This is a genomic window from Pararhizobium sp. A13, from assembly GCF_040126305.1.
Taxonomy (GTDB): Bacteria; Pseudomonadota; Alphaproteobacteria; order Rhizobiales; family Rhizobiaceae; genus Pararhizobium.
Genome location: NZ_CP149510.1, coordinates 175,042 through 187,686, shown reverse-complemented (window position 1 = coordinate 187,686; position 12,645 = coordinate 175,042). Strand labels below are relative to the sequence as shown.

10 protein-coding genes are annotated in these 12,645 nt (G+C 61.1%); 8 read left to right on the top strand and 2 right to left on the bottom strand.

What is annotated here, in order from left to right; all coding sequences use genetic code 11:
- Window positions 1–188 precede the first annotated feature (188 nt).
- The 5 genes from WI754_RS00930 to WI754_RS00910 all read left to right on the top strand — a co-directional run bounded on the left by WI754_RS00930 (window position 189) and on the right by WI754_RS00910 (window position 5,646).
- Entirely contained in the window at window positions 189–1,019 is an 831-nt protein-coding gene (locus WI754_RS00930; RefSeq protein ID WP_349435706.1) for an outer membrane protein, read from the top strand.
- Between the two features lie 190 nt (window positions 1,020–1,209).
- Window positions 1,210–2,016, top strand: coding sequence for an outer membrane protein (locus WI754_RS00925; RefSeq protein ID WP_349435705.1), 807 nt, complete (start codon window positions 1,210–1,212; stop codon window positions 2,014–2,016).
- A gap of 152 nt (window positions 2,017–2,168) precedes the next feature.
- Window positions 2,169–3,347 carry a phosphoserine transaminase gene (locus WI754_RS00920; protein WP_349435704.1) on the top strand — a complete coding sequence of 393 codons (1,179 nt, stop codon included), beginning with the start codon at window positions 2,169–2,171 and terminating at the stop codon, window positions 3,345–3,347.
- 76 nt (window positions 3,348–3,423) lie between these two features.
- Window positions 3,424–5,019, top strand: coding sequence for a phosphoglycerate dehydrogenase (gene serA / locus WI754_RS00915; protein ID WP_349435702.1), 1,596 nt, complete (start codon window positions 3,424–3,426; stop codon window positions 5,017–5,019).
- 87 nt (window positions 5,020–5,106) lie between these two features.
- Entirely contained in the window at window positions 5,107–5,646 is a 540-nt protein-coding gene (locus WI754_RS00910; protein WP_349437686.1) for a GNAT family N-acetyltransferase, read from the top strand.
- A 5-nt stretch (window positions 5,647–5,651) separates the two neighbouring features.
- On the opposite strand, the gene WI754_RS00905 is transcribed toward WI754_RS00910, so the two are convergent.
- Window positions 5,652–6,563, bottom strand: coding sequence for a DMT family transporter (locus WI754_RS00905; protein WP_349435701.1), 912 nt, complete (start codon window positions 6,561–6,563; stop codon window positions 5,652–5,654).
- 201 nt (window positions 6,564–6,764) lie between these two features.
- On the opposite strand from WI754_RS00905, the gene WI754_RS00900 reads away from it, so the two are divergent.
- From WI754_RS00900 to WI754_RS00890, 3 genes are all read left to right on the top strand, one after another.
- Window positions 6,765–7,445 carry a hypothetical protein gene (locus WI754_RS00900; protein WP_349435700.1) on the top strand — a complete coding sequence of 227 codons (681 nt, stop codon included), beginning with the start codon at window positions 6,765–6,767 and terminating at the stop codon, window positions 7,443–7,445.
- Between the two features lie 296 nt (window positions 7,446–7,741).
- Window positions 7,742–9,040 (top strand): adenylosuccinate synthase, encoded by a 1,299-nt coding sequence (locus WI754_RS00895; protein ID WP_112846829.1) that lies wholly within the window; start codon window positions 7,742–7,744, stop codon window positions 9,038–9,040.
- Between the two features lie 63 nt (window positions 9,041–9,103).
- Window positions 9,104–11,440 carry a hypothetical protein gene (locus WI754_RS00890; protein ID WP_349435699.1) on the top strand — a complete coding sequence of 779 codons (2,337 nt, stop codon included), beginning with the start codon at window positions 9,104–9,106 and terminating at the stop codon, window positions 11,438–11,440.
- Between the two features lie 68 nt (window positions 11,441–11,508).
- Here the strand turns inward: WI754_RS00890 and rpoH are convergent, their stop codons facing one another.
- Window positions 11,509–12,414, bottom strand: a complete 906-nt coding sequence (gene rpoH / locus WI754_RS00885; protein WP_349435698.1) for an RNA polymerase sigma factor RpoH — start codon at window positions 12,412–12,414, stop codon at window positions 11,509–11,511.
- Window positions 12,415–12,645: the final 231 nt, after the last annotated feature.

The following is a 12,645-nucleotide window of genomic DNA, read 5'->3' as shown; positions in this document are numbered from 1 at the left end:
GTCTTTTTTTACCTGTTGTTAGGAAAATGCCGGGCGTTGCTGTGGCGTCAAGCAAACCTATTAATAGTTACGGTAAATTTTTGTAGTTAATTACACCTTAACCTTTCCTATTCATGATCCAACTCAACATCCTACATTGGAGGCCGTGTCTCGGCTGACCAAGCAACAAGAAATATTGGAGTGAGGCCATGAAGAGGATTTGGAGTGGCATTGCGGCAGTGCTGCTCGTCAGTACGCCGGTGCTCGCGCAGGAGCCTTATCAGCAGCCGGTTGACGCGCAGGAGCCCTACCAGCAGCCGGTAGACGTGGCCGCGGCCAGCGGTTGGTATCTGCGCGGTGATGCGGGATTTTCCCAAAAAAATCTGCGTGGCGCGCACTATTTCCAGGGCTCCAACAGCAACCTGGAGGATTTCGATTCCGCTGAAGTCGACAATTCCTATCTGCTCGGCGTCGGCGTCGGCTATCAGATCAACCAGTATCTGCGCACGGACGTGACGCTCGACTATCTTGGCAAGTCCGATTTCCATGGGAGCACGTCCGGCTCGTGTGGCGTGGCGGTCTCCTGCGTTTCGACGGACGTTTCATCGATGTCGGCCTGGAGCCTGATGGCGAACGCCTATGTCGATTTCTGGAGCTACGGTTCGTTCACGGCCTATGCCGGCGGCGGTCTCGGCGGCACGAAGGTCAACTGGAGGAACCTGCGCAACACGAGTTGCGACACGACGGATCCGACCAATTGCGACCCAACGGTCGAGCATGACGGCGAGGATCCGTGGCGCTTTACCTATGCGCTGATGCTTGGTGCCTCCATCGACCTCACCTGCGCTTTGAAGGCTGACGTCGGCTACCGCTACCGCCGCGTCGAAGGTGGAGACATGTTCGGCTTTGCTTCGAACGGCGGCCCTGGTTACGACAAGGGGTTCGATCTGCACGAAGGCCGTGCGGGCCTGCGTTATGCCTTCGGCGAGAATTGCGATCCCGTCTATGACCCGCCGGCCGAACCTATCGTCTACAAGTAAGCCGCACTCAAAGACCCCGCTTTCAAAGGCCGTCCGGTTTCCGGGCGGCCTTTTCCGGTTTTTGATGCCGGTCCTGGTTAAGAAGCATGGTTAACCCGTGGTTAACCGAGGGCTGCGATAGTTAACGCTCGTAAAGGCGGCAAGGCCGGGTGGCTCCGGCGTCGCGAATGGTTGTTCCAGGGACTGAACGATGCGGCATATTTTCCTTAATGCATCCGCGCTTGCGCTGCTGTTCATCGGCGGTCAGGCGATGGCGGCGGACGATCTGCTCGATGCGCCGGAAGTGACCATTTCTGCGGTGGAAACCGGAACCGAGGGTTTCTATCTGCGCGGCGATCTCGGTTATGCCGGCTGGACGGAGGAGGGCGATCCTTCGCTTCGCCTGTTCGACGCCGGTACGGGCACGACGGACACGGCCTCTTTCGACGACGCCCGCTTCGGCAAACCCTTCTCTGGCGCCCTGGGTGTCGGCTATCAGTTCAACGACATGTTCCGCGCTGATCTGACCGGCGACTATTTCGATGGACAATTCGATGGTGGGGGTGAAGCGGACGTTCCCTGCGCCGGCGAAGCCGCAGGCACGTCCTGCGCGGGGGGCCTGCGCGCTGATTACAGTGCGATTGGCATCATGGCGAACGGCTATGTCGATCTCGCCACGTTGGCCGGCTTCACGCCTTATCTTGGCGCCGGTCTCGGCGTGACCCAGTTGCGCTGGAGCGATGTCTCGCTGACAACCACTTGCGTTGCAGGCGCTGCCGCCTGCTCGGGTGCCGCCGCGGCCACGCAGTCCTTCGAGGGCGACAGCAGCTGGCGCCTCACCTATGCCCTGATGGCCGGTGTTTCCTACGACATGACGGAGCGCCTGAAGCTCGATTTCGGCTACCGCTACTCGCAGATTGCCGACGGCGACATGTTCGGCAGCAGCGATATCGACGCTTTCGACGACGGCCTCGGCCGTCACGAGGTTCGCGTCGGCCTGCGTCTGTCACTTTGGTAGCCCGAGCGGCCACCGCCCGAAGACGCTCATCAGCGCCAAAAATCTTTTCAACAGCGACATAAGTTTGTTGACTTCCTTCCCGGTCCGCAATATTCACGGCGGCAGGCCACCTCTCCCTAACGAGAGGCTTTCTATCTGGAAGGATAGCTCAGATGACGACCCCTGCTACGCCGGAATTGCGTCCGGCAAACACCCATTTTTCTTCTGGCCCCTGCTCGAAGCGTCCCGGTTGGTCGCTCGATGCGCTCTCTGATGCAGCCCTCGGTCGCTCGCATCGTGCCAAAGTTGGCAAGAGCAAGCTGAAGCAAGCCATCGACCTCACCCGCGAAGTTCTGGAAGTGCCGGCGGATTACCGGATCGGCATCGTGCCCGCGTCCGACACCGGCGCCGTTGAGATGGCGCTCTGGTCGCTACTCGGCCCGCGCGGCGTCGATATGGTCGCCTGGGAAAGCTTCGGCTCCGGCTGGGTATCCGACGTCGTCAAGGAGCTGAAGCTCCCCGACACCCGCAAGATCGTGGCCGATTATGGCCTGCTTCCGGATCTTTCCAAGCTCGATTTCGACCGTGACGTGGTTTTCACCTGGAACGGCACGACCTCGGGCGTCCGCGTTCCCAATGCCGATTTCATTCCGGCCGACCGCAAGGGCCTGACCATCTGCGATGCGACTTCGGCCGCCTTCGCCCAGGAACTTGACTTCGCCAAGCTCGATGCCGTCACCTTCTCCTGGCAGAAGGTTCTCGGCGGCGAGGGCGCGCATGGCATCCTCATCCTCTCGCCGCGCGCTGTTGAGCGGCTGGAAAGCTACGAGCCTTCATGGCCGCTGCCGAAGATCTTCCGCATGACCAAGGGCGGCAAGATCATCGAAGGCATCTTCCAGGGCGAGACGATCAACACGCCGTCGATGCTCTGCGTCGAGGATTACATCGATGCTCTCCTGTGGGCAAAGAAGGTCGGCGGCCTCAAGGCGCTGATCGCCCGTGCCGACGCCAATGCGCAGGTCATCCATGATTTCGTCGCCAAGACGGACTGGATCGCCAACCTGGCCGCTGTGGAAGCAACGCAGTCCAATACGTCGGTCTGCCTAAAGATCGTCGACAAGGACGTTGCGGCACTCGACGCTGCCGCGCAGGACGCTTTTGCGAAGGGCATGGTGGCGCTTCTGGAAAAGCAGGCTGTTGCCCACGATATCGGCGCCTATCGCGATGCTCCGTCCGGCTTCCGTATCTGGGCCGGCGCGACGATCGAAACGGCCGACCTCGAGGCGCTGATGCCCTGGTTCGACTGGGCCTTCGCGACCCAGAAGGCGACGCTTTCACAGGCTGCGGCCTGACCGGCTTATGACCGCGCCAACAGGGCGCGGTCTTCCATATCCTTTCAATTTTTGACGAAACCAATGGAGGCCTCTCATGGCACCTCGCGTACTCGTATCCGATGAACTGTCGGAAACCGCCGTCCAGATCTTCCGCGATCGCGGCGTCGAAGTCGATTTCCAGCCGAAGCTCGGCAAGGACAAGGACAAGCTGGCGGAAGTCATCGGCAACTATGACGGTCTCGCCATCCGCTCCGCCACCAAGGCGACGGAAAAGCTGATTGCGGCTGCGACAAACCTCAAGGTCATCGGCCGCGCCGGCATCGGCGTCGACAATGTCGATATCCCCGCCGCCTCGCGCCGCGGCATCATCGTCATGAACACGCCGTTCGGCAACTCGATCACGACGGCCGAGCACGCCATCGCGCTGATGTTTGCCGTCGCCCGCCAACTGCCGCAGGCCGATACCTCGACCCAGGCCGGCAAGTGGGAAAAATCGAAGTTCATGGGTGTCGAGATCACCGGCAAGACGCTCGGCGTCATCGGCGCCGGCAACATCGGCTCGATCGTCTGCTCGCGCGCCATCGGCCTGAAGATGCACGTGCTCGCCTATGACCCCTTCCTTTCGAAGGAACGCGCCGAAGAAATGGGCGTCACCAAGGTCGAGCTCGACGAATTGCTTGCCCAGGCTGATTTCATCACGCTGCATGTGCCGATGACAGACAAGACGCGCGGCATCCTTAACCGCGAGGCGCTGGCGAAGACGAAGCCGGGCGTGCGCATCATCAATTGTGCCCGCGGCGGCCTGGTCGACGAGCATGCCCTCGCCGACGCCATCAAGTCCGGTCATGTCGCCGGTGCCGGTTTCGACGTGTTCGAAGTCGAGCCCGCGACGGAAAGCCCGCTCTTCGGCCTGCCGAACGTCGTCTGCACGCCGCATCTCGGCGCCTCCACGACGGAAGCGCAGGAGAACGTCGCCCTGCAGGTTGCCGAACAGATGTCGGACTATCTGGTCAAGGGCGCGGTTTCGAACGCGATCAACATGCCTTCCATCACGGCGGAAGAAGCGCCGATCCTGAAACCGTTCATCAAGCTTGCCGACGTTCTCGGCGCCTTTGTCGGTCAGGTGACGGAGAGCGCGATCAAGGAAATCGAGATCCTTTACGATGGCGCTACCGCCGGTATGAACACCAAGGCCCTGACGAGTGCGGCCCTTGCCGGTCTCATCCGCAGCCAGGTCTCCGACGTCAACATGGTTTCGGCGCCGGTGATGATCAAGGAAAAGGGCATTATCCTTTCCGAGGTCAAGCGCGACAAGTCGGGCGTTTTCGACGGTTACATCAAGCTGACCGTGACGACAGCGAACCAGACGCGCTCGGTTGCGGGCACCGTCTTCTCCGATGGCAAGCCGCGCTTCATTCAGATCAAGGATATCAACCTGGATGCCGATGTCGGCAATCACATGGTCTATATCACCAACACCGACGTTCCCGGCATGATCGGCTTCATCGGCATGACGTTGGGTGACGCCGGCGTCAACATTGCCAACTTCCAGCTAGGTCGTCACCATGCCGGCTCGGATGCTATCGCGCTCCTTTATGTCGACGGCGCGGTTTCGGAAGACGTGCTCGACAAGCTGCGCGCCAACTCGGCAATCCGTCAGGCCAAGCAGCTGGTGTTCAACGTCGATTGATCCCTCGATGCGCTCCCTGCGAGAGCGCATCGCCTCCCAAACCTGATACGAGACGCGCCGGACTTACCTCCGGCGCGTCTTTCGTTGATGAAAGCGAGCGGCATGACCGAGAAAAATACGGCCCATCGTTGGCGCCCCGCCGATCCGGCGGACATTGGCGTGATCTATGACATCCAGTGCATCGCCCATGCGCTTCAGCCCGAGGCGCATGATGTGCTTCTGGAACGGCTGCTGCTTTGCCCGCAGGGATGCTTTGTGTTGGAAAACGGCGGGGTGGTTTCGGGATATGTTCTGAGTCACCCTTGGGTCCGGCGTGCACCGTCGCCGATCGACGTCCGGCTCGGGGCGATCCCTGCAGAGGCAGACGCGTGGTATCTACATGACCTGGCCCTGCTGCCGGGTACGCGCGGCTCCGGCGCTGGGGCCAAGGTTTCGGCGTTGCTTGCCGAGCAGGCCCGTTTGGCCGGTTATCGGACGGTCGCGTTGGTCTCGGTCAATGGATCGCAGGGGTTCTGGGAGGGCCAAGGTTTTTCGGTGCGCATGGATGATGCACTGGCCGCGAAGCTCGAGTGTTATGGCGGCCAGGCCGTCTATATGGAGCGAGATCTGCCCGGCCGCGGAAGCTGAGAGGTCTATCTTGCCTCGGCCTCTTGCTGCGGGCGCGGGCGGCCACGTTCCGCAACCGCGATACCGCCAAGCACCAGCACGATGGCGACGACATGGAATGTCTGCAGCGCCTCGCCGATGAGCGCGATGGACAAAAGCGTGCCGAAGATCGGGATGGTGTTGATGAACAGGCCGGCGCGGTTGGGGCCGATCAGTTCGACGCCGCGCACATAGAGGATCTGCGATACCAGCGAGGGCAGGAGGCCGGCATAGGCGACGATGGCCCAGCCTTGAGCATCGGGCAAGATGATGCTGCCGGTGGAAAATTCCCAGATGACGAGCGGTATGCTGCTAAGCAGGGCGCCCAGGGCCGAGACTGCGATCAGACTTTTCCAGTGAATGTTCGGCTTCCAGCGCAGCGCCACGGTATAGCCGGCATAGACGAGCACGGCGGCCATCATCAGAGCATCACCCTGATTGAGCTGGAGCGACAGGAGCGTGGAGAGATCGCCATGCGACGCGGTCAGCGCCACGCCGAACAGCGTCAGCGTGAAGCCTGCGATCTGCGCCATCGAGAAGGCCGTGCGGAACAACAGATAGTTCAACACGAAGATCACCATGGGGATGCCGGCCTGTTCGATGACGGCGTTGATGGCGCTGGTAAATTGCAGCGCTGAATAGAGAAACGCGTTGAAGGCGGTGAAGCCGACGGTGCCGTAGCCGAGCAAAAGCAGCCAGTTCCTGCGGATCGCGGGAAAGTCACGGCGCACCTGCGGTGCCGCGAAAATCAGAAGCACGATGCACGCAATGACCCACCGCAGGCCCGTCAGCATCATCGGGCTGACATGGCCGACCGCCATCTTTCCGGCCACCGAATTGCCGCCCCAGATCAATGTGGTGATGCAAAGAATGACATAGGCTTGAAGATTTACGGGCACGGCGTTCCTGGGTGAGGCATGTGGAGTAAAACGATGGCGGCAGGCGAAATAGCGCGGTCACATCGAGCCGTCATGACACCGCGTTCGCGTGCACATTGAATCAACCCTGCGGACATATGGCAACCCCACATTATTAGCATTCGCCAGACTTGTTCCTGTGGTGGCACCGTGAGACGTTCGGTCGGAACGCAGGAGAGAAAAATGACGAAGCGAATTCTGGCGACAGCGTTTTTGGCGATGATCTCATGCGCGCCTGCGGCTGCGGCCGGTTTCGATTGCGCAAAAGCTGCCACTGTCGACGAGCATCTGGTCTGCGATGTCCCGCAAATTTCGCAACTGGACGGTCTGCTGAATTCCGCCTATGCCGAAGCGAAGGTGGCGTCGCCGGATGAAAACGTGCCGCGTGTGGCGCGCGATTTCCTGGCGGACCGGCATGCCTGCGGAGCTGATCGTGCCTGCGTTCTCAGTAGCTATATCGGCGTGCTCGACGCATACAACGATCTCGGCGCCACCGCTGACATCCCGAAGGATATTACGGCGGAAACCATTGCAATGGGTCGTGCCAAGGCGTCAGCAGCAGTACCGGAAAAAGTCGGTCAATGCGTTCTTGCGCAGGTGGAGGCGGTGCATCCCCGCATCGGCGACGATTTCGATGACGGAACCGGCATCGACTTCACCAATGAAGGCTATCAGGTCTCCTACAACCGTGAAGAAGCGCTGATCGGATCGAAACCAAGGGACGAGGTGGTCATGTGCCTCATCTCCATTCCCCATCATTGTCCCGATGGCGACGACAGGGGGCGGGTCTATATGACGACGAACAAACGAACCGGGGGCACATGGACGCTCGCTGACTCACAGCATATGTGCGGTGGAGCGTAGGAGCAGTTTCAACGGAGAGGCGTGCGCGTTGCGACATGCCTGGCCGCGTTGCCCGCTGATCGGCAACTGAGGTGGATGAATATTCGGTCAATTCCGTACGTTTAGCCAGTATCCGTGCCGATCCTGTCTTGCCGCACGTCCGGTCAGCGCGATTCCTGAGGCCGAAATGCCGTCTTTGCCATGCAAAAACCCCGAATCCAAGCCTAAACAGGGTCGCTTTCCAAAAAACAAAACAGTATAGATGCGCGGGTTTGAAGACAGCGCAATGACTGGCGCGTGGAAACAGGAAAACTGAAATGACGAATGTCGTGGTGGTCGGATCGCAATGGGGTGACGAAGGCAAAGGCAAGATTGTCGATTGGCTCTCGGAGCGCGCCGATGTCGTCGTGCGCTTTCAGGGCGGTCACAATGCCGGCCATACCCTGGTGATTGACGGCACCAGCTACAAGCTTTCCCTCCTGCCTTCGGGCGTCGTGCGTCCCGGCAAGCTCGCCGTCATCGGCAATGGCGTCGTCATCGATCCGCATGCGCTGATCGCCGAAATCGAGAAGCTCGACAAGCAGGGCGTGACGATTACGCCGGAAAACCTGCGCATCGCTGATAATGCGACGCTCATCCTGTCGCTGCACCGCGAGCTCGATGGTATCCGCGAGGATGCGGCTTCCAACAGCGGCACCAAGATCGGCACCACCCGCCGCGGCATCGGCCCAGCTTACGAGGACAAGGTCGGCCGCCGTGCCATCCGCGTCATGGATCTCGCCGATCTCGACACGCTGCCGGCCAAGGTCGACCGCCTTTTGACGCACCACAACGCGCTGCGTCGCGGTCTTGGCGAGGCGGAAGTGAGCCACGAGGCGATCATGGCGGAACTCTCCTCCATCGCCGCCCGTGTCCTGCCGTTCATGGATACGGTCTGGCTGCTGCTCGACCGCCATCGCCGCAAGGGCGCGCGTATCCTGTTCGAGGGCGCGCAGGGCACGCTGCTCGACATCGATCACGGGACCTATCCCTTCGTCACCTCGTCGAACACTGTCGCAGGACAGGCGGCGGCAGGCTCGGGCATGGGCCCGGGGGCGCTCGGCTATATCCTCGGTATCACCAAGGCCTACACGACGCGCGTCGGCGAAGGGCCGTTCCCGACCGAACTGCACGATGAAATCGGCCAGTTCCTGGGGGAGAAAGGTCATGAGTTCGGCACGGTGACGGGCCGCAAGCGCCGCTGCGGTTGGTTCGACGCCGCACTTGTTCGCCAGTCGGTGGCAACCAATGGCATCACCGGCATTGCGCTGACCAAGCTCGACGTGCTCGATGGTCTCGATGAACTGAAGATTTGCGTCGGTTATACTTTGGACGGTGTCGAGATCGATCATCTGCCGGCAAGTCAGGCGCAGCAGGCCCAGGCAAAGCCCGTCTACATCACGCTGGAAGGCTGGAAGGAATCGACCGTCGGCGCCCGCAAATGGGCAGATCTTCCGGCCCAGGCGATCAAATATGTCCGGCAGGTGGAAGAGCTGATCGGGGCGCCGGTCGCGCTGCTTTCGACCAGCCCCGAGCGCGATGACACGATACTTGTGACGGACCCGTTTGAGGACTAGTCTTCGCGTTTACGACTGGGGAAGAGTCTGGCGTAAACACGCCGATTGTATGAGAAAGTTCTGATGGCGGATTTTGTTGCAGTTATTCGAAGGACCGTCGATGGTCTGTCGGACAATGTTCCCGAGATGCGGGCCAAGGTCTACGAAAAGGCCCGGGGCGCCGTCCGCCGTCAGCTCGAAAGCATGAAGCCTCGTCCCTCGGACGAGATGATCGAACGCCAGATGGTCAAGCTGGAAGCGGCGATCAACGAGGTCGAGAGCGACCATGCCGAAGCGCTTCCGGCGCTGGATGATGGGCCGGTCGATTCGGTGGCTGCAGGTGCTGCCGCTGAGCTGGCGGACGCCGCGGCGGAAACGGCAGCCGTCGACGAGGCACAACCGGTCGCAGAGCCCGTGGCTGAGGAACGCCACGTGGATGCTGCCGAAGAGCGGTATTATGAACCGGTTGAGCCGGTGGAGGCCTATGATACGGAAGCGGTTCCCGCTGTAGAGGAAACGGCCGAACCCCCGGCCTATGAGGAAACGGTCGCGCACGAGACTGTCTCCGAGCCGGTTGCCGAAGTCGAGGAGACTGTTTCCGAGCAGACCGAATCCGAGCCTGCCACGGAAACTGCGCCGCAACAGCCGGAAATTGTCGAGACGCGCGAAACCGTGGAAGCGTCTGTGCAGGATGAGCCGAGCCACAGCATTGCTTCAGAGCAGCCTGAAGCGTTGTCGGTCGAGACGTCTTCTCCGGACGATGGTCATGCGGCGGATGATTTGGAAGAGGAGCTCGTCGCGCAGTCGTCGAGACCCGAAGACAAGCCGATGCCTGCGGCGTCGTCCGAATGGGAGCTGCCGGAATGGAGCGATCCGGTTCCCGCCGTGGCTCACAGCGAGCCCGTCTGGACGGAGGCTGCGGGCGAAGTTGCGATCACCGAGGAAATTCCCGACCTTTCAGACTACGAGTCAGTCGAAACGGTTGTGCAACCGCGCGCCGAATCCGATGGCAAAGGCCAGGAAGCCGCCGAACCTTCGCATTCCTGGGCATGGGACGACAGCGACCCCTTCACCCAGAGCCCGGCGCCGGTTGCCGCGGAGAGCACGGAGCCTGCCATTTCCGACTGGTCCTGGCCCGTCGAGAAACCGGCTGCTGTCGAGCCGGAGGGACACGTATCTTCCGGCAGTGCCTGGAATGACGTTGACGAACTCCTCGAACACGGCAGCGTTGCAACCGCCACCGGTGCTGCTGCGGCCTTTCAGCAGAGCAGGGAAGCTGCGGGAGCTGGCCCGGAGGATATGGCGGCTCCTTCGAGACCGGTTTCCTATCGCGCCGAGCCGAAGCGCTCGCCCGTCAATCTCAAAGTCATCGCAATTGTCGCGGCTGTCCTCATCGTCGTTGGCGGTGGGGCTTACGCCTATTGGCGAAACCAGGACGTGGTCAATTCCTGGGTTGCGGCCGCGATCGAGTCCCTGACTGCGCAGGTGCCGGGGCAGAAGACGCCGGATGCAACGACGCCGGAAGAGGGGGCCAAGGACGTCGCAACGCCGCAGACGAGCACGCAGACTGAGACGCCTCCCGGCACTGACGTTGCGTCGCTTGACAGCAACAACCCCAAGTTCACGCAGCGCCTGCAGGCGGATGGCAGCGAAGTCGATCAGGGGCCAGCGCCTGTACCGGGAGGGGAAGCTGCCACCGAGGAAGGCAAATCGGTTGCCGCCCAGACGGAGGCAGGTACGCCGCAGAACGCGGCGCAAGCGGCGCCTGCAGGCCAGGCCGCAGACGCCCAGCCTGCTCAGCCGGTGCCTGAGCAGCAGACCGCCGCCAATCCGACGACACAGCAGATCCCTGCCGGCGCCCAGAAGATGTTCCTCTATGAGGAACGGCTCGGACAGTCCGCGCCGACGGCGATCGAAGGCAATGTCGCCTGGTCGGTGAAGGAAGAATCTCCGGGCGGCGACGCCAAGCCGGAGCCGGTCGTCCAGGCGCAGATCAATGTTCCGGAACGCGGTCTGACGGCGTTGATGACGATCAAGCGCAATGCCGACTCGTCGTTGCCTGCGAGCCACGTCATCGAGTTCGTTTTCTCATTGCCGGAGAACTTCGAAGGCGGCAGCATCGAAAGCGTCCAGCGCGTCGCGATGAAGCGCAACGAGCAGGATCGCGGCGATCCGCTGATCGCTGTGCCCGCGAAGATCACGGAAGATTTCCACATGATCGCGCTCAACGACTTCCCCGAAGCCGTGGCAACGAATATCGAGCTTCTGCGCAGCCGCACCTGGATCGATATTCCGCTGACCTATCGTAATGGTCGCCGTGCTCTGCTGACGCTGGAAAAGGGCCCGGCGGGCACCGAGGCCTTCACCAAGGCCATGCAGGCCTGGAGCCTCGTCACCAAACCAAATCCCGCCGGCCAATAGGCGTGAAATTCCACATGAAAAAGCCGGCTGGAGCGATCCAGCCGGCTTTTTTATCTATTGCTTTACACTCAGGCGCCTTCGACGACGCGAAGCGCGTTCTGCCGCTCGAGCGCCGCCTTGCGGACGGCGTCCTGAACCTTTTCGAAGGCGCGGACCTCGATCTGGCGAACGCGCTCACGGCTGATGTCGAATTCCGTCGAAAGATCTTCGAGCGTTACCGGCTCTTCGGTCAGGCGGCGGGCCTCGAAGATGCGGCGTTCACGATCGTTCAACACGTTCATGGCGCTCGACAAGAGGCCACGGCGGTTTTCCAGCTCGTCCTGTTCGATGAGCATTTCTTCCTGGGTGTCGTGGTCATCGACCAGCCAGTCCTGCCATTGGCCGGACTCGCCTTCGCCCGCCTTGATCGGTGCGTTGAGCGATGCGTCGCCGGAGAGGCGCTGGTTCATCGAGACGACTTCGGCTTCCGAAACGTTCAGCGTTGTTGCGATGTGCTTGACCTGCTCGGGCTTCAGATCACCCTCGTCGAGGGCCTGGATCTTGCCCTTGAGGCGGCGCAGGTTGAAGAACAGCCGCTTCTGATTGGCGGTCGTGCCCATTTTGACGAGCGACCACGAGCGCAGGATATATTCCTGGATCGAGGCCTTGATCCACCACATGGCATAGGTTGCCAGGCGGAAGCCTCGTTCCGGGTCGAACTTCTTGACGGCCTGCATGAGGCCGACATTGCCCTCGGAAACAACTTCGCCGATCGGCAGGCCATAACCGCGATACCCCATGGCGATCTTCGCCACGAGGCGCAGATGGCTGGTGACGAGTTGATGTGCCGCCTTGCGGTCGTCATGCTCCTGGTACCGCTTGGCGAGCATGTACTCTTCCTGCGGCTCGAGCATGGGAAATTTGCGGATTTCGTCAAGGTAACGATTGAGACCGCCTTCTCCGGCGGTAATGGACGGTAACGTACTGCGGGCCATGATGCACCCCCCTTTCGCGTTCCGGCCTCCTTCTGGCAAGCCGGGCTTGTGGGTCTGTCCGACCCCACATGCTCATAGATAAGTGCGGTGAAAGCATGATTCAAGAACTCCGGTTTCACACAGGCGTGAAGCCGGAGAAGCGAATGCTTCATTCGGGTTGCACACTGTAAATTGTGTTCTCCGGCAAAATATCAAGGGCTGAAATACAGCAAATCCGATCTTTTCCGGCCC